General features: G+C 60.6%; 19 protein-coding genes. 6 read left to right on the forward strand and 13 right to left on the reverse strand.

Features of this window, described 5'->3' with window-relative positions:
- Positions 1–21 precede the first annotated feature (21 nt).
- The 9 genes from bamA to pyrH all read right to left on the reverse strand — a co-directional run bounded on the left by bamA (position 22) and on the right by pyrH (position 9300).
- Positions 22–2307, reverse strand: coding sequence for an outer membrane protein assembly factor BamA (gene bamA / locus FGE21_RS13725; protein ID WP_255731594.1), 2286 nt, complete (start codon positions 2305–2307; stop codon positions 22–24).
- 307 nt (positions 2308–2614) lie between these two features.
- On the reverse strand, positions 2615–2743 hold the full coding sequence (locus FGE21_RS20435) for a hypothetical protein (RefSeq protein WP_255731592.1): 129 nt from the start codon (positions 2741–2743) through the stop codon (positions 2615–2617).
- A 176-nt stretch (positions 2744–2919) separates the two neighbouring features.
- Positions 2920–4272 carry an RIP metalloprotease RseP gene (gene rseP / locus FGE21_RS13730; protein ID WP_139663871.1) on the reverse strand — a complete coding sequence of 451 codons (1353 nt, stop codon included), beginning with the start codon at positions 4270–4272 and terminating at the stop codon, positions 2920–2922.
- Between the two features lie 4 nt (positions 4273–4276).
- Positions 4277–5449: a 1-deoxy-D-xylulose-5-phosphate reductoisomerase gene (dxr, locus tag FGE21_RS13735; RefSeq protein ID WP_139663872.1), complete on the reverse strand. Its 1173-nt coding sequence runs from the start codon at positions 5447–5449 to the stop codon at positions 4277–4279.
- A 3-nt stretch (positions 5450–5452) separates the two neighbouring features.
- A complete protein-coding gene (locus FGE21_RS13740) occupies positions 5453–6226 on the reverse strand; it encodes a phosphatidate cytidylyltransferase (RefSeq protein ID WP_139663873.1) in 774 nt (257 codons plus the stop codon).
- Entirely contained in the window at positions 6223–6939 is a 717-nt protein-coding gene (locus FGE21_RS13745; RefSeq protein ID WP_139663900.1) for an isoprenyl transferase, read from the reverse strand. The genes FGE21_RS13740 and FGE21_RS13745 overlap by 4 nt, the downstream gene beginning before the upstream one ends.
- Before the next feature lie 63 nt (positions 6940–7002).
- On the reverse strand, positions 7003–7566 hold the full coding sequence (gene frr, locus FGE21_RS13750; RefSeq protein WP_139663874.1) for a ribosome recycling factor: 564 nt from the start codon (positions 7564–7566) through the stop codon (positions 7003–7005).
- A gap of 301 nt (positions 7567–7867) precedes the next feature.
- On the reverse strand, positions 7868–8311 hold the full coding sequence (locus FGE21_RS13755) for an F-box protein (RefSeq protein ID WP_176695442.1): 444 nt from the start codon (positions 8309–8311) through the stop codon (positions 7868–7870).
- A gap of 242 nt (positions 8312–8553) precedes the next feature.
- Complete coding sequence (gene pyrH / locus FGE21_RS13760; RefSeq protein ID WP_139663876.1) at positions 8554–9300, reverse strand: UMP kinase; 747 nt, start codon at positions 9298–9300, stop codon at positions 8554–8556.
- Between the two features lie 142 nt (positions 9301–9442).
- Here pyrH and miaA point away from each other — a divergent pair, with 142 nt between their 5' ends.
- The 6 genes from miaA to FGE21_RS13790 all read left to right on the forward strand — a co-directional run bounded on the left by miaA (position 9443) and on the right by FGE21_RS13790 (position 18026).
- Positions 9443–10306, forward strand: a complete 864-nt coding sequence (gene miaA, locus FGE21_RS13765; RefSeq protein ID WP_139663877.1) for a tRNA (adenosine(37)-N6)-dimethylallyltransferase MiaA — start codon at positions 9443–9445, stop codon at positions 10304–10306.
- 128 nt (positions 10307–10434) lie between these two features.
- Complete coding sequence (locus FGE21_RS13770) at positions 10435–11265, forward strand: AraC family transcriptional regulator (protein WP_139663878.1); 831 nt, start codon at positions 10435–10437, stop codon at positions 11263–11265.
- 247 nt (positions 11266–11512) lie between these two features.
- Entirely contained in the window at positions 11513–13177 is a 1665-nt protein-coding gene (locus FGE21_RS13775) for an ABC transporter substrate-binding protein (protein WP_139663879.1), read from the forward strand.
- A gap of 164 nt (positions 13178–13341) precedes the next feature.
- Complete coding sequence (locus FGE21_RS13780) at positions 13342–14394, forward strand: ABC transporter permease (RefSeq protein WP_139663880.1); 1053 nt, start codon at positions 13342–13344, stop codon at positions 14392–14394.
- A gap of 15 nt (positions 14395–14409) precedes the next feature.
- Positions 14410–15846: an ABC transporter permease gene (locus FGE21_RS13785; RefSeq protein ID WP_139663881.1), complete on the forward strand. Its 1437-nt coding sequence runs from the start codon at positions 14410–14412 to the stop codon at positions 15844–15846.
- A 92-nt stretch (positions 15847–15938) separates the two neighbouring features.
- Positions 15939–18026, forward strand: coding sequence for an ABC transporter ATP-binding protein (locus FGE21_RS13790; protein WP_139663882.1), 2088 nt, complete (start codon positions 15939–15941; stop codon positions 18024–18026).
- 242 nt (positions 18027–18268) lie between these two features.
- On the opposite strand, the gene FGE21_RS13795 is transcribed toward FGE21_RS13790, so the two are convergent.
- The 4 genes from FGE21_RS13795 to FGE21_RS13810 form a co-directional block, all read right to left on the reverse strand.
- Positions 18269–19684: a sulfotransferase gene (locus FGE21_RS13795; RefSeq protein ID WP_139663883.1), complete on the reverse strand. Its 1416-nt coding sequence runs from the start codon at positions 19682–19684 to the stop codon at positions 18269–18271.
- Between the two features lie 150 nt (positions 19685–19834).
- Positions 19835–20965, reverse strand: coding sequence for a cytochrome-c peroxidase (locus FGE21_RS13800; protein WP_139663884.1), 1131 nt, complete (start codon positions 20963–20965; stop codon positions 19835–19837).
- Positions 20966–21115: 150 nt separating this feature from the next.
- Positions 21116–21493, reverse strand: a complete 378-nt coding sequence (locus FGE21_RS13805; RefSeq protein ID WP_139663885.1) for a hypothetical protein — start codon at positions 21491–21493, stop codon at positions 21116–21118.
- Positions 21494–21632: 139 nt separating this feature from the next.
- Entirely contained in the window at positions 21633–22208 is a 576-nt protein-coding gene (locus FGE21_RS13810; protein WP_139663901.1) for a lytic transglycosylase domain-containing protein, read from the reverse strand.
- Positions 22209–22268: the final 60 nt, after the last annotated feature.

Here is a 22268-nt window from a genome sequence, read left to right on the forward strand (position 1 = left end):
GATGCACAGCCCCGCAATGGGTCAGAACCGCGCCTGAATGGTCAGGTCGAAGTTGCGTTCCTTGTCAAAATCTTCCTTGACGATAGCCTTGGAGAAATTGAACCGCAGCGGACCAAGTCCGGTTGTCCAAAGCAGGGAAAACCCGACCACATGGCGGAAGGAGCCGTTGCGCCCGACCACATTGTTTCCGGCCGCCGCCGCGTTGGAATCGTTTAGCCCCCAAAGGTTGCCCACGTCATAGAACACCCCGCCTTTCAGGCCGATCTCTTCCGGCAGCCCCAGCGGGAACTCCGCATCGAAGCGGGCCACGGCATAGAGGTTGCCGCCCAATGCGTCGCTATAGTTGCCACCGCCGGCAATCGGCGAGATGTCCCGCGGGCCGACGCCGCCAGGTTCAAACCCGCGCAGCAATTCCGAGGACAACAGGAACCGGTCCGTTGTGCGGCTTTTGTTGTCGCCCAACCAGCCCAGATAGCCCGACTCAAAGGTCGCCCGCAGGGTCACCTCTTCATTGAAGACCAGCTTTTGCGCCACCACTTTGCTGGTCGCCCGGATGAATTCGTTGTCACCGCCCAGGCCCGCATAGTCAAACCCACTCTGGATCAGGAAGCCTGCGGTCGGGTTGAGACCGGTCCGACGGCTGTCATAGGTGAAGGTGGCGCCAACGGAGCTTGTGACCCGCTCGCCTTCGGCGATGTCACTGCGAAAGACAGGACCGGCATAGGGATCGCCGTTGGTGTCCTCGCCGCGCGAAATCATCTCGTCCTTGTCCCAAGAGTAGCGCAGGGTGAGCGATGTGGTATCGCTGGTGTCAAAGGTGATCGAGGGGCGGAAGATGATGGCAGAGGTGTCGTATTCCGCAAAACTGGATTCTGTCTCGCTCAGGCCAAGATCGATGGCGAACTGCAGATCCCGCCCCAGCAGCTTGGGCTCGACGAAGCGCAGATTGTAGGCTTCGGTGTCCTCAGCGGTCGAGATATTGAACGACAGTTTCTGACCACGGCCCAGAAAGTTATCCTCGGAAATGCCGATTGCCACCCCGATCCCGTCATCCACGGAATAGGAGCCGCCAAGCGTGAAGGAGCCGGTCGGCTGCTCGACCACATCAACGTCGACGATCACTTCATTGGGGGCACTGCCCTCGCGGACATCAACTTCGGAGTCAGAGAAGAAACCCAGCGCGCGGATACGTTCGGCGGAGTTGCGGATCTCACGCTGGTTCAGCGGATCGCCTTCGACAATCTTGAACTGCTGGCGAATCACGCGGTCCAGAGTCGTGGTGTTGCCCTCGATATCGATGCGTTCCACAAAGATCCGCGGCCCGCGCACCATCGCGAATTCCACATTCAACGTCAGGTCCCGGTCATTTCGGGTCACCCGCGGCTCGACGCGCAAAAAGTCGATGCCCTGCTTCACCGCAAGCTGTTCCAGCGTGGTAATCGCGTTTTCAATCACCAGCGGCGAATAGGTCACCCCCGGCTTCACCCGCAGCTGCGCCCGGTACAGATCCGGATCGGCATCGGCGAATTCACTGGTCACCGAGATCTCGCCGAAGGCATATTTCTGCCCCTCGGTCACATCGACAACCAGGAACACAGCGTCACGCTCCTTGGTCACTTCGGCGTTGACGCTATTGATGCGGAAATCCACATAGCCACGGGACTGATAGAAATCGGTCAGCACCTGCCGGTCGAACTGGATCCGGTCCTCGATCAGCGTATCCCGGTTGATCAGCGCCCGCAGGAAGGTCGCCTGCTTGGTCTCGAGAACCCGGCGCAGACGGCGGTCGGAGTAGGCCCGGTTGCCCACGAAGGACACGCGCTCGACTTCAACGGTATCGCCCTCGGCGATTTCAAAGACGAGATCGACCCGGTTGTCGTTCCGGCGGATGATCCGGGGTGTCACAGTGGACGCAAGACGCCCCTGCGCCTTGTAGAGTTCGGCGATGGCGGCGGCGTCCCGTTCGGCCTGATCGGCGCTGAAGACCCGGCGCGGCGACGAGTCAATCACCTCCGCCAGCGCGTCATCCTTCATCCGTCGGTTGCCTTCGAAATTGATCCGGCTGATCGTCGGGTATTCAACCACCTTGATCACCAGCGTATTGCCGTTTGGCACCAGCTCCACGACCTCGAACAAACCGCTGTCGAAGACGCCCCGATAGGCATCGTTCAACGCCCCGGCACTCACCGTTTCGCCCCGCTCTAGTCCGGTATAGGCGACGATGGTGGCGCTCTGAATGCGTTGATTTCCTTCGACACGGACGTTTGTGAATCTGAAATCCTGCGCCAGAGCGGCCATCGGCGCCATGCCAAGGCCGACAGCCAAAACCGCTGACAGCGCGGTGGAGCCAAGAATGCTCTTTGCATTACCAGAACGTACAAAACCAGAACGTGCAGAACCAGACACAGCACACACGCGGCGCGCCTCGCGGACATTTGCCGCGTTTTTCCCCCAGAGCATCAGTTTTAACCCAATTGTTATAGCAGCTTAAAATCTGCGTATCGGGTTTGGCAGCGGTTGTCAAAAACAAGAAAAGCAGCAGGCATGTTGCCGCTGCTTTAACTGAGGTCGCATATATAACAACCCTTTGAATTCAAACGGTTTGACCTAATCCTCAGAGGCCAGAGACAATCCAGGTCCCCAGCATAAGCGCGGCACCGATCGCGCCCGCGCACAACACGCGGTCCGCATTCAGCCGCATCAAGAGGCCAAGGCCCGTATAGGACCGCTGCAAGGTTTGCATGGCATGCTCCCAGTTTTCATACGTCCCGAACAGGTTGTTCGGAATCACTCACCCAAGCCCAACGCTATTCAGGATTTATGGCGAGAAAGGGGCAGCAAAGCGGCGGCAATCGCACATCCTGCCGTCGCGCAGGCCTCACGCTGGCGGTGTCTCGGGCCCTGTGCAGCCATGTGGCGTCAGCAAAACAGCAGATCGTTGCTGATTGAAAACAGCATGAGGCTCAGAATCAGGCCCAGGCCAATCATCATCAAAATCTGCATCGCCCGATCGTTGGGTGGACGCCGGAACACGGCCTCATAGGCGAAAAACACCAGATGGCCACCATCCAGAACCGGCACCGGAAACAGGTTCAACAATCCGATTCCGGTGGACAATGCGGCAATCAGCCAGATGAAATCCACCGCGCCCTGACTTGCCATCGTGCTGGAGGTCTCGGCAATCGCCACAGGGCCCGACAGGTTGCAGGTGCTGATGTCGCCGGTGATCATGTGTTTCAGCCCCGAAAGCGACCGCCCGATCATCAGCCAGACCTGAGCTGCCCCCTGCCCGACCGCCGTCACCGGAGACATCGCCTCGCGGGCCGGATCAAAGGCAAGCCCGCCCGCAATCCCGATCCGCCAATTGCTCTCGAACCCGCCATCGGCTGCGGGCTCGTCCGTGCGACGTGGGCTGAGCGTCAGCTCGCGCGTTTCGCCCTCGTTCCAGACCGTCAGCACCAACGGCGCGCCCTTGCCTGCCTCGACCTTTTGCTTCAGTTGCGAAAAGGCAAATATGGCCTCCCCGTCCACCGCAGTGATCACGTCACCCGCGCGCAGACCTGCGTCCGCAGCCGCACTGCGCGGAGCGATGCGCGACACGGAACTGGGCATCAGATACGGTCCGGAGACGGTCAGTTCGCTGCCGCCGCGGCCAACACGATAGTCCAGCGGCTGTTCCACCGGCACGCTTGCCTGAAACTGGTCCCAGGACCCACCCTCGGATGCATTCGGAATGGGCACTCCGGCGACCGCCAAAATCACATCCCCCGGACGCAACGTGTAGCCCAGTTCGGGCAGATCGCGGATTTCGCCCACCGCCAATGGGTCCTGCACCCGCCCCTGGCTGAGGTTCACCGCCGTGAAAATAACGATCGACAACAAGAAGTTGAAGATCGGACCTGCCGCGACCGTCGCCGAACGCGCCCACAGCGGCGCCCCGTGCATGGTTTTGCGCAGCATCTGCGGGTCTTGTTTCGCCGTCTCGATCTGCGCCGGGTCCCGGCCTGACGCCGCATCCGCATCGCCGAGGAATTTCACAAAGCCGCCAAAGGGGATCGCCGCCAGCTGCCATCGGGTGCCGCGCCGGTCGACGCCGCTCAGCAGCACCGGGCCGAACCCGAGAGAGAAGACCTCCGGATGGATGCCGCTCCATCGGCCGACGATATAGTGGCCGTATTCATGCACCGCGACGATGACGGACAAAACAACGACAAAGCTGCCGATCGTAAATAGGAAACTGCCAAGTTGCGAGATCAGCGATACTACGTCCAAATTCTTATCCTGCTTTTTCAGCCATACGACGATCCACCGCCCGCCGGGCGAGATCATCCATTCGCGACACGTTTTCAAGTGTCATTGCGTCATCAATATGACCCGCGTCAGCCTCGATCTGCGCGAGCACATCTTCGGTTACGTCAGCCATGTCCAGAAAGCCAAGACGCCCCGCGATAAAGTGATCGAGCGCGCGCTCCTTGGCGCCGTTGAACACGGCTCCGCTCAACCCACCGCGCGCCATCACGTCATAGGCCAGCCGCAGCGCCGGATACCGGCCCTGCTCCGGGGCGCGAAACTCCAGTTGCCCCACGGCCGCCAGATCCAGCCGCGCCACCGGCAGGCTCTTGCGGTCCGGCCAATGCAGCGCATAGCCGATGGCATGCCGCATATCGGGCGCGCCAAGGTGGCTCATCAGCGCACCGTCGCGAAACCCCACCAGCGCGTGAACCAGAGACTGCGGATGCACCAGGACTTCGATCTGCTCGGGGGTAACGCCAAAGAATTCTTTTGTCTCAATGACCTCCAGCGCCTTGTTGAACATGGAGGCGCTATCAACAGTGATCCGCTGGCCCATATCCCAATTCGGATGAGACGACGCCTGTGCAAGGGTTGCGGACTTCAGATCCTCCAGCGGCCAATCGCGAAACGCTCCGCCGGAGGCGGTGATGATGATCCGCTCCACCTCTTCGATACGCTCGCCCACCAGAGCCTGAAAGACGGCGGAATGCTCGCTGTCCACGGGCAGAATACGGGCGCCGTATCGCGCCGCCGTCTGCATCAGCAAAGGCCCGGCACAGACCAGCGATTCCTTGTTCGCAAGCGCCAGAGTGCTGCCCTGTTTCAGCGCCGCAAGGCCCGGCGCAAGGCCTGCGGCACCGACGATGGCCGACATGATCCAATCCGCAGGACGGCTTGCCGCCTCAATCAGCGCCTGGCTGCCGGCCGCCGCTTCGATCCCGGTCCCCGCCAGAGCAGCCCGCAGCTCCTCCAGCCGGTCCTCATGGGCGGTAATCGCGGTCTCGGCCCGAAATTCGCGCGCATCCTTTGCCAACTGGGCGATATTGTGCCCGCCGCTCAGGGCGACGACCTCATAGGCTGCCGGATCCCGGCGCACAAGATCGATGGTATTCTGCCCGATGGAGCCGGTGGCCCCGAAGATCGAGATCCTGCGCATGGGCTACCCCCAGAAAACCACCACGAGAAAACACAAGGCGGAGGCGCCGAGCATGCCGTCAAACCGGTCAAACACCCCGCCATGCCCCGGGATCAGGTTGCTCGCATCCTTTGCGCCCATCCGCCGCTTCACGGCGCTTTCGACGATATCCCCCAGCTGGCTGGCCATCGAGACGCCGACAGAGAGCAAAATCAGCGAGGCGGGCATCGCCCCCAGCACAACAAATCCGAGGCCAATCAACGCCGCAGCCGCCCATCCGCCAGCCGTTCCGGACCACGTCTTGTTCGGGCTGATCGCGGGCCAGAACTTTGCCCCGCCGATGTATTTTCCGACAAAATATCCGGCAACATCAGTGGCAACCACGACAAGGATCAACCACATCGCCCAGGGCAGCCCCTGTATGTTTCGCAGCCATATCAACCCAAAGGCCCCGATCATGACCCAAAGCCCCAATATGGCAAAGCGGACCCTCTGACGGCGCAGACGGACCAGCCCCAGCGCCAGCGGCACCAGCAGCATCACCGGCACCATCGCGATATAGGATACCGTCGCCACCACCAGGGCCGCCGCCGACAGTATTCCCACATTGAGCGCCACTTCACCGCTGGAGGTGTCGAGCAGACGTACGAGCTCCCACATCACCGCGCCCGTCAGAACCGCCACGAATATCGTGAAAATCAGCCCTCCGCACCACAGCGCCCCGGCCCCCGCCGACAGCAAAACCAGCGCCGAGAGGGTGCGCGGCAGCAGATCAGCCCATCGGCCCCGCGCTGTCATGGTTTGACCGCACCGAACCGACGGTCCCGACGCCCGTAGCTCCGGCAGAGCGCCGCGAGCTCCTCGGCGGTGAAATCCGGCCAAAGCGTGTCGATGAACTCATACTCCGCATAGGCCGATTGCCACAGCAGAAAATTCGAGATCCGCGCCTCTCCACTGGTGCGGATCACCAGATCGGGATCGGGCAGAACATGGGTATCCAGATAGCGGGGCAGCGTCTCTTCATCCACATTGGCCGGATCGAGCCTGCCATCGGCGACATCCTGCGCCAGCCGCCGGATCGCGCGCGCCACCTCATCGCGGCTGCCGTAGTTCAGCGCGATGGTCAGATGGGTGCCGTCGTTCTCGGCGGTCTCGTGCTCCAGCGCGTCCATCAGGTTGATCAGCTTGGCATCCAGGCGGACCCGATCGCCGATAAACCGAACCCGGACGTTCTTGGCCGCGAGCGCTTTCATCTCCTTGGAGATATAGCGGCGAAACAGGCTCATCAGCCCGGCCACTTCCACTTGTGTGCGTTTCCAGTTCTCTGTCGAAAACGCAAATATTGTCAGATACTTGACACCCAAGGCCGGACAGCATTCCACGACTTCGCGCACCCTGCGGGCACCGGCATGGTGCCCAAACAGGCGCGGTCGGCCGCGGGCCTGAGCCCAGCGGCCATTGCCGTCCATAATGATCGCGACATGCCGCGGGCCGCAGTCAGGCCCGGCCATTTCGCCGTCACAGCCGGTCTGTTCACAGGTCCCGATGTTGGTCCGAAAGGGCATCAGATGCGATCAGACCTGCATGATTTCGGCTTGCTTCGCTTCAAGCGCGTCATCGACCACTTTGATCATCTTGTCGGTCAGCTCCTGCACCTCGGTTTCCCAGAACTTCTGGTCATCCTCGGACATGCCGTCTGCCTTGGCCTTCTTGATCTGGTCCATGCCGTCACGCCGCACGTTGCGGATCGACACGCGGGCATGTTCAGCGTATTGGCCGGCCACTTTGGTCAAATCACGGCGGCGTTCCTCGTTCAGCTCCGGGATCGGCAGCATGATGATGGTGCCGTTCAGCTGCGGATTGATACCGAGGCCGCTTTCACGGATGGCTTTTTCCACCTTGCCGACCAGACCTTTGTCCCAGACGTTGATGGTGACCATGCGCGGTTCCGGCACGTTCACGGTTCCGACCTGGTTGATCGGCGTCATGGACCCGTATGCGTCCACCATCACAGGCTCCAGCATGGAGGCCGAGGCACGGCCGGTCCGCAGGCTTGCGAACTCGGTCTTGAGGTTGCTCATCGCACCGTCCATGCGGCGCTTCAGATCGTCGGTATCCAGTTCAAAATCATCAGACATTCTGCTCTCTCCCCTGACTTGAGGTCGTCTTTACACCGCTCTTAAGCGATTGGCAGGAGATTGTATAGCAATCTTGAATTAGAAACACCTATTGCCGCTCAGGACAGCAACAAACACGCACCAGCAACAAACACGGACCATCAAGAAACACAGGCCATCAAGAAACACAGACCAACGCCATGTCCGTGGGGCCGAACATGGTTCACCCACGACGCCGGACCGGCGCGCAGCCGCTTCACGGCACCCTAGATCACCGCGTCGAGGTGTTGCCGACACCTGCCACCCACGACGCGCGCGACAATCAGGCCAAGGCCTGCTTGAGCTTGTCTTTTGCGTCTTTGAAGGCCATCGCGGATCGAATGATCTCACGCGGGAATTTGTCTTTATTGTTACGCACCTGTTTCTGGAACTGGTTGATATGGCGCAAGTCGTCGCTCCCTGCCTTGAGATGCATCAAAAGGCTCTTGGCGTAGACTGGATTATACTCATTCAACATCAGCAAGGGAGAGACTTTCGTCTTGCCCTTCACCTTTTTCGCAATGACCGTCGCCTTCGTCATGTTGCTAGTCAGCTCGTCCAGAAGTTTCTTCTGCTTGGCATATTTACGCTCGTGGATCTGCTCCACATCCCGTCCGATATCGCGAAAATACGTAGACACCTGCTGCAAGTTCCGCAGGTCCACCATTTCCAGCTTGGAGCCGATTTCACTGATCAGCTCCGGGGGTAAGTCATCTAGGTCCGGCATATTCAAACTCCTCTCAAATAACATGTGAAGTGAATTGGTGTGGCGCCCAGAAACCAGACGCCAGAAAGGGCCGACCCAATGGCCCCATAAACCAAGGAACACAAATCCATGGGTCACAAATTCAACCGACCGCCCAATGGTTGCACAAATCAATATTTTTTCAACTCAAAAGACAAAGCGCGCGCGACCTTTGGGCCCGCGCGCGCTCTGCAATAGTTGTGATCAGAACCTCAGGCACCGGCCTACATCACCTTTGTACAGGTGCCCTCGCCAGCCAGAACGCCGCGGAAACCACCGGGCTCATCAAGCCCGAAGACAAACAGCGGCAGGTTGTTGTCGCGGGCCAGCGCGATCGCCGAGGCATCCATGACCCGCAGACGCTTGGTCAGCACGTCATCGTAGCTGACGCTGTCATATCTCACCGCATCGGGATTGGTTTTGGGATCCTTGTCGTAGACACCGTCGACACCGTTTTTCCCCATGAAGATCGCCTCGCAGGCCATTTCATTGGCGCGCAGCGTCGCCGCCGTGTCGGTGGTGAAATACGGGTTGCCGGTGCCGGCCGCAAAGATGCAGACCCGTTTCTTTTCCAGATGGCGCACGGCCCGGCGACGGATATAGGGCTCTGCCACCTCATCCATCCGGATGGCCGAAATCACCCGGGTAAAGACGCCGAGGTCCTCAAGCGCCGACTGCATCGCCAGTGCATTCATCACGGTGGCAAGCATCCCCATGTAATCCGCCGTGGTCCGCTCCATCCCCTGGGCAGAGCCGGAGAGCCCGCGAAAGATGTTGCCGCCTCCGATCACCATGCAGATTTCGACGCCAAGATCGTGGACCGATTTGACCTCTTCCGCAATTCTGCGCACGGTGGGCGGATGCAGACCGAAGCCCTGCGTGCCCATCAGGGCCTCGCCGGATATCTTCAGCATGACACGGTTATAGGACGCGGCCGGCGAGACGTCCGGCTGTTCACTGGTCTGGGGCATGTTGTGCTCCGCAATATGTCGGGGTTAAATCTGTCGGCAAAATGGAGCAAAAGCCGTCCGGGATCAATGCAGCCAATGGCTTTATTCCACATCACCTCGAAATGACCTGAAAACATGCTGAACTTTGCCGCGGAAGATACTGATGCAGCTTGATAATATCCCCAACGACCAACCTGTTCTGATTGCTGGGCCCACCGCCTCGGGCAAGTCGTCCCTGGCGATGGAGATCGCAACGACCCGGGGCGGGGTGATCATCAATGCCGACGCCAGCCAGGTTTATGACTGCTGGCGCGTGGTCACCGCACGCCCGTCAGAGGCGGACGAATCCGCGGCTGCGCATGCGCTCTACGGCCACCTGCCCTACGATGCCGGCTATTCTGCCGGGCATTGGCTGCGCGAGGTCACGCCCCTTCTGACCGGCCCCGAGCGCCCCATTATCGTGGGTGGCACCGGGCTCTATTTCCTCGCCCTGACCGAAGGCATGGCCGAGATCCCCGCAACGCCGCCCGAGGTGCGCGCCGAGGGCGACGACCTGTCTCTGGACGCCATGATACAGGCGCTGGATCCCCGCACTGCCGCGCGGATCGACCTGCGGAACCGGGCCCGCGTGCAACGCGCCTGGGAGGTGCTGCGGGCGACCGGACGGGCGCTGGCGGATTGGCAGGACGACACCCCGGCGCCGCTTTTGCCACGCAGCGCTTGTGCGGCTTTTGTGGTGGACACGGACAAGGATTGGCTCGAAGCGCGCATCAGACGCCGGTTTTCCCGGATGATCGAAGAGGGCGCGCTGGAGGAGGCCCGCGCCATGCTGGACCGCTATGATCCGGCCCTGCCCTCCTGCAAAGCCATCGGCGTCCCGGAACTCATGGCCCACCTCAAAGGGCAACTGACCCTCAGCCAGGCGGAGGAACAGGCCTCGATCGCAACACGCCAATACGCCAAACGTCAGCGCACATGGTTGCGGTCTCGTATGGGAGAATGGTCAAAACTGACGCCAAAATCGTAAAATCGAACTGTTTTTTCACGTTTTGCGCGCCAAAATCACGGGACTTGCAAAAACCACTGCAAAAAAATTGATCGAATCACTTCATCACGCCAAGCTCCCGCCAACTTTGACCAGATAGCGCAGTCGCCATGCCCTTTGATCCAAAAGCCACTGGGCCACTTGATGTCAGCCCCCTGCTGCGACTGATGTCGGGCGGGGCCTGGCAAATCGAACTGGCACACGAACGGGATTGTCATCTGGTCATCTGGATCACGCGCGGTCAGGGGCGGGTCATGATGGACGGGCATTGTCGCGGCTTTGGCCCCCATACGGCGATCAGCCTGCCGGCGCGCACGTTATTCTCGCTCGAGCTTGGGCGTCAGAGTATCGGTCAGGTGCTGCGTGTCGGCGAAGCCATCCCCTGCGGTCTGCCGGAGACACCAATGCAGATCCGGATCAGCGATATGCAGGAACAGGCGCGGCTCAACGGTCTGTTCGATTCCATGCTCCGCGAACAGCAGATCAACGACGACTACGCCCATCGTGCCATCCGAAGCTACGCAGATCTTCTTGGAATTCAATTGAAACGGCAGTGGCAGTCAGTCGGCGAGACCCAAAGCGCGTCAGCCGCGCGGCGGCTGTGCCGGGCATTCTGTACCCGCCTCGCCCAGGACGGCGAAGGCACCTATAATATGGCAGGCCACGCCTCGGAACTGGGGGTGACGCCCACCCATCTGACCCGGGTCTGCAAACAGGAGACCGGCAAGACGGCCGCCGTCCTGCTGACGGAACGCCAGCTCCACGCCGCGCGCAGCCTGCTGATCAGAACCAGCCTGCCGATCCGGGACATTGCACAATCGCTCGGCTTCGGAAGTGCTGCTTATTTCACCCGCTTCATCACGCAGCACACCGGCGAAACCCCGAGCACCCTGCGCAAAACAGCAGGTGGTGACGCAAAAACGCAGGCCCTGCACCCCTGAATGGCATGATCCCGAGCGAAAACTGGACAGAAGTGTCTTTTTCTCATTCCCGACAGCCAAGATGTCGTTTTTTTACCTTGAGCTGCCGATACTGTGCATTGACCTAGCCCTTGTTCTGTTGCCGTATGGTGGCGTCGGGCAACATTGTGGCAACTCAAATGTCTCGACACGATACAAAAAGCCCGCGGCGCTGGACCTCTCATCGGCAGAGGGCCAGTCCCAGACGGGCGAGAACAGGGAGACACTCATGACCACCACCACCCCCACGCGCACGACCCCCCATTGGGCGGCTGAGATGCACGCGCAGGAACTGAAAAAAGGCAGGATCTCTCGCCGCGAGTTCCTGACCCGGGCCACCGCACTCGGCGTTTCGGCGACCGCAGCCTATGCGATGATCGGCCTCGGCGCGCCGGTTCGGGCTGCGACGGACATGCAGGACGGCGGTACCCTGCGCGTTCAGATGAGTGTCAAAGGACTGAAAGATCCCCGCACCTACGACTGGTCGGAAATGGGCAATGAGACCCGTGGCACGCTGGAATATCTTGTCGAGTACAACAACGACGGCTCGATCACGCCGATGCTGCTTGAAAGCTGGGAGGTCAACGAAGACGCCACCGTCTATACCCTGAACGTGCGCAAGGGCGTCAAATGGAACAATGGTGACGACTTCACCGCCGAAGATGTGGCCCGCAACGTGCTGGGCTGGTGCGACAAGTCGTTGGAAGGCAACTCCATGGCCGGCCGTTTCGCCAGCCTGATCGACGAAGCCACCGGAGCCGCCCTGGACGGCGCCGTCGAGGTTGTCGACAGCCACACGGTCAAGCTCAACCTGCCCAAATCCGATATCTCGATCATTGCGGGCATGGCGGATTACCCGGCGGCGATGACCCATGCCAGCTTCTCCACCGAAGACATGACTCAGAACATCGGCACCGGCCCCTATCTGATGACCGAACTCGAGGTGGGCGTGAAATGTACGCTTGAGCGCAACACCGACCACACATGGTGGGGCGAAGAGGTTTTTGGCAAGCCGGCTCTGGACCGGATCGAATATATCGACTTTGGCACCGATCCGTCGTCGTGGCTCTCCGCGCTCGAATCCGAAGAAGTAGACATGCTCTATGAATCGGTCGGCGAATTCATCGACGTGATGGACGCGCTGGGCTTTGTCAAATCCGAGGTGGTGACCATGTCCACCGTGGTGGTGCGCCCCAACCAGCTGGCCGAAGTCGATGGCAAGCAGCCCTATGCGGACAAGCGGGTGCGTCAGGCGATCCAGATGGCCGTCGACAACAACATCTGCCTGGAACTCGGCTACGGCAATCGCGGCGTTGTGGCGGAAAATCACCACGTCGGCTCGATCCACCCGGAATATGCCGAACTGCCCGCGCAGGTTGTCGACCCCGAAGGCGCCCGCGCGCTGATGGAAGAGGCCGGGATGATGGATTTCGAGCATGAAATCATCTCGATCGACGACGACTATCGCAAGAACACCACCGATGCGGTTGCCGCACAGCTGCGCGATGCAGGCTTCAAGGTCAAACGCACCGTTCTGCCCGGCTCCACCTTCTGGAACGACTGGACGAAATATCCCTTCAGCTCCACCAACTGGAACCACCGTCCGCTCGGCGTGCAGATCCACGCCCTCGCCTATCGCTCTGGCGAGGCATGGAACGAATTCGGCTGGTCCAATGCGGAATTCGACGGTCTTCTGGACGAAGCACTCGCCATTGCGGACGCTGACAAACGTCGTTTGGTAATGAAGAAGATGGAAAAACTGATCCAGGACGAAGGCGTCACCATCCAGCCCTATTGGCGCTCCCTCTACCGTCACATGCGCGAAGGCGTCTCCGGTGCGGAAATGCATATCTCCTTTGAGCATCACCACTACAAATGGGGCTGGGCGGCCTGATCAGCTCTGATCACGCCCATACCCCAGATCCGCCCCCGGCAATCGCCGCTGGGGGCGGACACCACAAAAACAAATAAAATCAACAAGAACACGGCCTCCCAGCCCGGAAGACCCAGTTCCGGCGCACATCAGGGCCAGCCGACCGCCAGTCTGCAGGGGATCACATGGGACTATTCATATTGCGTCGTTCAGGCGTGATGATCATTACGGCGTTGTGCCTGACGTTCATCGTGTTCTTTCTGACAAATCTCTACCCGAACCTTGAAAAGCTCGCCAAGACCGAAGGCAACTTCCGCATGTCGGACGAGGCCGTGGCCAGCTGGCTGGACAAAAACGGCTATGCGCAACCGATGATCGTGAAATACGGCCAATGGCTCGGCGTGGTGCCCGGCTGGACCCGTGTGGGCGAGGACGGCATCACAGGCCGCTGCATCAAAGGCGCCGTGGAGCCGACAACTGTGGCTCAGGCGCCTCAGTTTTGTGGCATTCTTCAGGGCGATTGGGGCTATTCCACCCGGTTCAAGACCGGCGTCGGCGACATCATTCAGACCCGGCTCGGCAACACGGGCTATCTGATGATGTGGGTGCTGATCCTGATGATCCCCTCGGCGCTGATCGTGGGTGTGCTGGCGGGCATGCGCGAAGGCTCGGCTACGGACCGCTCGCTCTCGACCCTGTCGATCATGACCACCGCAACGCCTGAATATGTCTCCGGTGTCATATTCATCGCGGTTTTTGCCTCCTCGACCGTGGGGCTCAAATGGTTCAAGGGCACGGCAACCGCGGCGATGGAGAACCCCACCTTCGAGAATTTCTTTCTGCCGGTGCTGACCATCGCCCTCTACGGTATGGGCTATATCGCCCGCATGACACGGGCCTCGATGACCGAGGTCATGACCGCGCAATACGTGCGAACCGCGCGGCTCAAGGGGGTCAGCTTTCCCAATATCGTGCTGAAACATGCGCTGCGCAATGCGCTGATCGCGCCTTTTACCGTCATCATGCTGCAGTTTCCCTGGCTGCTGAACGGCGTGGTGATCGTGGAGAGTTTGTTTAATTACAAAGGCTTTGGCTGGGCCTTGGTCGAAGCGGCCAGCAACAATGACATCGAGCTGCTGCTCGCCGTCTCTGTTGTCTCTGTCGTTGTGGTTCTGCTCACGCAGCTGATTTCCGATATCGGCTATGTGTTCCTGAACCCGCGCATCCGTATTTCTTGAGGCAGGACGCATCTTATGGAACCTTTGACCTGGACGGGCGCGCTTGCCTTTCTCAACCCACTGTTCGCCATCGCCTTGACGGCGTTGGCCGCCGCCATTGTGATCTGGATGCTGCTGAGCATTGCGGCCGCGGGTACCCGCCAGGTCGCCAATGCCGATGGCACCATCACGCTGGCCGGCAATCCGCAGGCCATCGCCAGCCTTGGCCTGCGCTTCGCCTTTATCGCCGTATCTCTCATCGCGCTGGCCTATCTTCTGTTTGGCCTCGTGATCGGGTCCGGCGCAGGGATCGTCGGGGCGATCTCGCGGCAACTGCTGCCCACCTGGACGGCGCTGGTCCTATTGTTTGGCCTTTCGGTCTGTTTCAAGCGCCGCCTCGGGCTTTATGGCAAACTGTTTGACAGCCCGATCGGCGTGATCGGATTTGCACTCGTGATGTTCTGGGTCTTCACCGGCATTTTCGGCGCGATGGACCTGATTGCGACGCATGACCCGCTCTCGCAGGTGTCCGGCATGAAGAACAAGCTGCCCGGCACCCCGGTGCGCGGTGCGGAGGCCGGGGAATACGGCTGGTATCTTCTGGGCGGGGACAACCTCGCGCGGGATGTCTTTTCGCGTATGGTGAAAGGCGCGTGGGAGGTGTTGAAATACGCGCCCCTGGCGACCCTCTTTGCCTTTATGGTCGGGATCACGCTGGGCTTGCCTGCAGGCTACTACGGCGGCCGCCTCGACACAGCCCTGTCGTTTCTCGCCAATCTGATCCTCGCCTTCCCGGTGATCTTGCTGTTCTATTTGCTGGTGACCCCGGAAATCGTCGCAACCGGACTGCCTCAATACATGGCCGTAGTGCTCTTTGCTTTTCCGATCATCTTCTGCGGCGTGTTGATCCATTCGCGCTTCCGGACCCAGCCGAAGAAAAACGCGCTCTGGATGATCGCGGTGCTGCTGCCGGTGTTTCTGGCCTACATGTCCCTGATCAATTCCGCCGGGTCCAAAATCGATTTCTGGCCGCTGGATTTCTTTGACATTCCGGGCGGTGTGCTGGTGGTCTTCGTCTCGGTGGTCTTCGTGAACTCCCCCACCGTGTTCCGTATCGTGCGCGGCCTGGCGATGGACATCAAAACCCGGGACTATGTGGCTGCGGCCCAGACCCGCGGGGAACGCCCGTGGTACATCATGCTGTGGGAGATCCTCCCCAACGTCCGCGGGCCGCTGATCGTGGATTTTTGCCTGCGCATCGGATACACCACCATCCTTTTGGGAACGCTCGGATTTTTCGGCCTCGGCCTGCCGCCGGAAAGCCCCGACTGGGGATCGACCATCAATGACGGCCGCAAGCTGCTGCAGATCTACCTGCACCCGGCGCTACCGCCAGCCGTGGCGCTGATGACCATGGTCCTGGGGTTGAACCTTCTGGCCGACGGGTTGCGCGAAGAAAGCCTGAAGGACTGACATGACCGCGGCCGGGGGTCCTGTCCCCGGCCCCCAAGGTATTTTGGGCCGATTGAGGCATCAGACCTCATCAGCCTCCCAGGGAGCCAAAGATGAGCAAACTTGCAGACCATGCCGGCCCGATCCTCGAGATCGACAAGCTGTCAATTTCCTTCTTCACCCGCCTGCGCGAGATCCCGGCAGTGATGGATTTTTCCGTCTCCGTGCAGCCGGGCGAAGCGGTCGGCCTCGTCGGAGAGTCCGGCTGCGGTAAATCCACCGTTGCCCTGGGCGTCATGCAGGATCTCGGCAAGAACGGTCGCATCGTCGGGGGTTCGATCAAATTCAAAGGCCGCGATCTGGCGGGGATGAGCACGGAAGAGCTCCGTGATGTGCGCGGCAACGAGATCGCGATGATCTATCAGGAACCGATGGCCTCGCTGAACCCGGCGATGAAAATCGGCAAGCAGCTGATGGAAGTGCCGATGATCCACGAAAAGATCGGTGAAAAAGAGGCCTACGCCCGCGCGCTGGAGGTGGTGACGGACGTCAAGCTGCCGGACCCCAAGCGCATCCTCGGCTCCTACCCGCATCAGCTGTCGGGAGGGCAACAGCAGCGGATCGTGATCGCCATGGCCTTGATGTCGAAACCGTCGCTGCTGATCCTGGACGAGCCGACCACTGCGCTCGATGTCACTGTCGAGGCCGCGGTCGTCGAACTGGTCAAGGATCTTGGCAAGAAATACGGCACCTCGATGCTGTTCATTTCTCACAATCTGGGTCTGGTGCTGGAAACCTGCGACCGGATCTGTGTCATGTACTCCGGCGAGGCAGTGGAGCGCGGCTCCATCGAGGATGTATTCGATCACATGCGCCACCCCTATACCCAGGCTCTGTTCAGATCGATCCCCTTGCCGGGCGCGGACAAGACCGCGCGGCCTCTGGTGGCCATCCCGGGGAACTTTCCCCTGCCCCATGAACGTCCGCGTGGCTGTAATTTCGGCCCCCGTTGCGATTACTTCGAGGCCGGGCGCTGTGACATGGGCGACATCCCGATGGTCACCATCACGGGCAATGAACGCCATCATACACGCTGTGTGAAATTCGAAGAGATCGACTGGACCGCCCCGATTGCATTGGGCGAACAGAAGCCGCGCAATGAACCCGGCCGGGTTGTGCTGAAGATCGACAATCTGAAGAAATACTACGAGGTCGCCGCAAATGCGCTGTTTGGCGGCGGCACAACCAAAGTGGTCAAGGCCAATGAAAGCCTGAGCTTTGAGGCCCGCGAATCCGAGACCCTTGCCATCGTGGGGGAGTCCGGCTGTGGCAAGTCGACCTTTGCCAAGGTCCTGATGGGGCTGGAAACCGCAACCGAGGGAGAGATCCTGCTCGACAACCGCAATATCGAGCAAATTCCGATTCAGAACCGGGACGCGGGCACGGTCTCCGACATTCAGATGGTGTTTCAGAACCCATTCGACACGCTCAACCCCTCCATGACGGTCGGACGTCAGATCCGCCGGGCGCTGGATATCTTTGGCATTGGCGACAGCGACAGCGATCGCAAACAGCGGATGTTTGAACTGCTGGATCTGGTGAAACTGCCGCGCGCCTTTGCGGACCGGATGCCGCGGCAATTGTCCGGCGGGCAGAAGCAACGGGTTGGCATTGCCCGAGCCTTTGCCGGCGGCGCCCGCATCGTGGTGGCGGATGAGCCGGTCTCGGCTCTAGACGTGTCAGTGCAGGCGGCCGTGACGGATCTCCTGATGGAAATCCAGCGCGAGGAAAAGACCACGCTGCTGTTCATCAGCCATGACCTGTCCATCGTGCGGTATCTGTCGGACCGGGTGATGGTGATGTATCTGGGCCATGTGGTGGAATTGGGTGATACGGATCAGGTGTTCTCGCCGCCCTATCATCCCTATACCGAAGCCCTGCTGTCGGCGGTGCCGATTGCAGATACATCCGTTCAGAAGACACATATCGTGCTGGAAGGCGATATACCCTCTGCCATGAACCCGCCGTCCGGCTGTCCGTTCCAGACCCGGTGCCGGTGGAAATCGCAGGTTCCCGGCGGTTTGTGCGACAAAGAAGTCCCGCCAATCCGCACATCAGACAATGGCCACCAGATCAAATGCCATTTGAGCGAGGACGTGCTCGCCAGCATGGAACCCGTGATCAAAATCGCAGCCGAATGACCGGATACAGCTCCGCCCCCGACATATTCCGCTACAGTTGCCCGTGCAAAGCCGTCTCACCCTCAGAATGGGGTGAGACGGCTCCGATATGCTGATCTGGATACCCATCTGACCGAGGCAGAATCCATCTGCCGGACCCGACTGCCAGACCCGACTACCGGACCCAACTGCCAGACCGTAGGTAGATCCTCACCCCCGATCAGATCAGATCAGAGAAGGGCGGTCCGAGCCAACGGCCAGGTTCAACGGAGCGTCTCGTCAAAGGCCTCCCAGGCCGCGATCCAACGCTCACCTCCCAGCGCGTCGGACACTGGCTTCAGCTCCTCGGCGTAGGCATGCCACTGACCCTGCGTGGCCGGTGACAGCTCTTCGTGGCCCAGCGTATCCGCCAGAGAGTCGAGATCACACAGCGGGTTGGGGGTCAGGCACGCGTCCTTGAACGGCAGGCCTGCGTGCTCCAGCAGCAGCGCGATTTCGGCCTCGGGATTGTTCACCAGCGCCTCGTAGGACTGCAGCCGCATCGCATCGCCCAGCTTCGCAGCATAATGCGATGCAGAGGAATAGACCACGCCTGTCACTTTTGCGATCCATTCTGCGCGAGAGGCAAGCGCGTTGCCGTTCAGAACGTTGGACGCAATATTGGCCAGCGCGGTTTCCAGAGGGTGACGCGACATAAAGACGAATTTCGCCTCCGGGAAGAGGAATTGCGCCAGTGCGAATTCCAGGCAACCAAGCGGATGCGCATCGACGATTGTCTTGCCGCCCGCAACCTGCCCACCAAGGGCGCGTTCCAGATAATACTGACGGAAGATATCGACTTCCTCAGCGGTCATCTGATCCATCCAGTCCCAGTAATTACAGGGACGATCCGTTTTGGCCATATGCATGCGGATCGCACCATGCGTCCGCGACAGGGCCGTGTTCTGGCCGACGCTGAAGACGCCCGGATGTTTGGACAGGATACGCTCCACCAGACCGGTGCCCGCCATCGGCATACCACCGATGAAGACGATGCTCGGCAGGAGCGCGGCCTCTTCGGTGGTGGCGCAGGGCTCGAACAGTTTTTCCTGTTCCGCCACCATTTCGTCAAAGATCGCAGGAGCAAACGCGCCGGCGACTTCCTGACGGGAGGACTGAAACAGCGTGTATGCAACCGCAGTCTCGCCCGCCGCATGCGCGATCTGCGCCAAGGCGTGATGCACCAGGGCGCGCAGGTTCGGTTCCAGGGTTTCACGTTCCGAAAGCGACAGCAGCCGCTGCGCATAAAGGCTGTCAATCGCGAAGGTCTCGATCCCATTCAGCGCGGTCAGTGCCGGAATGGAGTTCGGGTCCCGGCGCAGCACTTCTTCAAAGGCGGCTGACGCGCCGGCCAGATCGCCATTGGTCTGCAGCATCAGGCCCAGCTTACCCCAGCTCGCCGTGTCGTCCGGAAAGCTCTTGGTGAGGTGTTTCATAATGTTGATTGCGTTATCAAAATCACGCATTTCAAAGAAACAATCGGCCGTGCGGTCGAGCAGGCCGGGATCAAGTTCGCCTGACTGCACATGCGGCAACATCACGCTGAGAGATCGCGCATATTTGCCCGTGGCCATAAGACCATCGACGGTTGCGAATGCCTCGGTCAAGGCATCTGGAATTTGGCTGTTTTCTACCAGCATGAAACGTTCGCCCTTCTATAACGATGCGCCCGACCCTGCTGCAGAGAAGTGAATCACCGGTAAAGCGGCTGGTTCAAAATTGTGTCTTTTTCTTGGAAATTCACGCAAACCTGCCTTACTCGCCGGATTTGCCGCTCAAAAGCAAATATGTCAGTCGCCAAGCAGCGTCTCGTACCGAGAATCTGTCAGTGTTTCCAGAAACGCAACCAGCGCGTCGATCCGGCGCGCATCCAGCGCCGGCCCATGGGTCAGCTCCGTGGTAGACAGGGTCTCCGGCACCGGTGCTGCGCCCCACTCCATGCCGGTTTCCGGATTGATCCGGGCGGCCTCTGCGGCGCTGTTGTATTTGTTGTAGAAGACAATGACCGTGCGCAGATCCTGAAACACGCCATTGTGCATATAGGGACCCGTCACCGCCACATTGCGCAGCGTCGGCGTCTTGAACTTGCCCCGTTGCGCCGGATCCTTCACCAGAGGGTTGTCAAACAGGCCATTGTCCACCCAATCGGCGCCGACGCCGTTTTCCTGCCGCCCGGCCAGATTGGCAGGCACGCCGATGTTGTGATAGCGAAAATCCGTGAAGGGTTCGGAGGGGTCCATGGCGCTGCGCCGGAGCTGGTGGCATTGGTTGCAATTGGTGAACTGCTGCGAGAAGAACAGCACCCGCCCCAGCTCTTCCTCGCGCGACAGCTCCGCCTCGCCGCGCAGGAACCGGTCGTATTTACTGTCAAAGGGCTGAAACACAGGGCTGGCTTCAAATTCCGCCAAGGCTGCGGTCAGGGCGGCGAACCCCGCCCGCGCATCTGACCTGATGTCCACACCGTAGAGAGCGGCAAAGGCCGCCACATAGTCGGGGTCCGCGGCCAGACGCGCGACGGCCTCTGCCTCGGTTTTATGCCCCAACTCGATCGCGTTCAAAATGGGGCCGCCCGCCTGCTCTTCCAGATCCGCCGCGCGACCGTCCCAGAATTGCCCGCCGACCCACGCGCCGTCGGCGTTGCGATGAAAGGCCGGCGACAGTGCCGCATAGGCGGCGCTCGGTGCATGGCGCGCCCCCAGAGACACGCCGTCATCGCCCCGGGAAAAGGCCCCGTTGGCGTCCCGGCGGGGATCGGCAAACCCTGCGTTGGGGTCATGACAACTGGCGCAGGACTGCGTTCCGTTTGCCGACAGCTCCGTTTCGAAAAACAGCGCCTCGCCCAGCTCCACTGGCGTGGCGTAGCCCTCGGCCAGAAGCGGTGAGGAGAAACATATCAGGCAGGCAGCAGCGCGCAAAACCATGGGTGGGATATCTCCGGTGGTCAGGGCCGTGACCTAGCGCAAATCGGAGCGATTTTCCAGATGCAGAATGGACGCAGCCGTTTCCGACCGCGTCCCTCTCTCCCCCCGGTCCCACCCGGTCCCACCCGCGGGATCAGGTCCGGCTGCCGCTCAGACGAGCACCACAATCAACACCGTCAGAAGATTGACCGACGCCCATTGCAGCAGATGCGGATGCCTCCGGCCGATGACAATGGCCAGACCCGCGGCTGCGACAGAGGCACCAAAGCCCAGCAAGGCGACGGAGCCGACCAGCAGGCCGATCAGGCCGGTCTCCGGCCCCCAGGGCACACCCGGCAGCGCCATTCCTTTCAGCAGCACTCCGATCAACGCTCCCATGACGACACCCATCAGTGTCGGAGCGATCTCGCGCTGCGGCGTCGCCTTGCCATGATGAGACAGGATCGCATCAACCAGTTCGGGACGGGGCTGCGCACCGGGAACCCAGCTCATGCGGTCCACTTGCCCCTGAAACGTTTTGCCACTCATACTCAGTCCCTCCGTATTGGGACCGATATTTACGTCTGATTAAGGCAGGTTAATGACCGGTTAACGAAATCAGCGGGGCAAATGGTTAACGCCCCCTTGCGCGGGGCCGGTCGAGGCTACGCCTGTGCCGGTTTTCGCCTCAGCTCCCGAGGATCCGGCGCACATAGGTCATTGTTTCCTCAAACGGTGGCACACCGCCATATTTGCGCACCGCATCGGGACCAGCATTATAGGCCGCAAGCGCCAGGCGCCAGGAGCCGAACTTGCGGTATTGCTGCGCCAGGTATTTTGCGCCACCGCGCAGGTTCTCGGCAGGGACCAGCGGGTCGACCCCCAACAGCCGGGCCGTCCCCGGCATCAGCTGCGCCAGCCCCAGAGCGCCCTTGTGCGACTGGGCGGCGGGGTTCCAATTGCTCTCCTGCTGGACCAGCCGCAGGAACAGATCCTCCGGCACCCCATTGGCGCGGGCTGCGCTGCGGGCGACCTCGAGGAATTCACCCCGGTAGCTGCCGCGATAGAGCGGCAGGATATCATCCTGCAGGCTGTCCGGCCTCAGCCGTTCGGAATTCTGGTACTGACTGGCGGCCCGGGTGTCGAGAAACCGGGTCTGGGCGGCAAACGTCTTGCGCTTGTTTTTGGTCTTGAACAGATCAGAGGCCGCCACGGGGGCAGCGCAGGTCGTCAAAATCAGGGCAGCAGTGGTTAAGCGTCGCATCTTGGCAATGGAACCGTCTGTTTCCTCAGGTGCGGGCAATATAGTCATCTCTGAGCGAAA

The sequence above is a fragment of the Phaeobacter sp. B1627 genome, from assembly GCF_006265095.1.
In the GTDB taxonomy this organism is placed as follows: domain Bacteria; phylum Pseudomonadota; class Alphaproteobacteria; order Rhodobacterales; family Rhodobacteraceae; genus Epibacterium.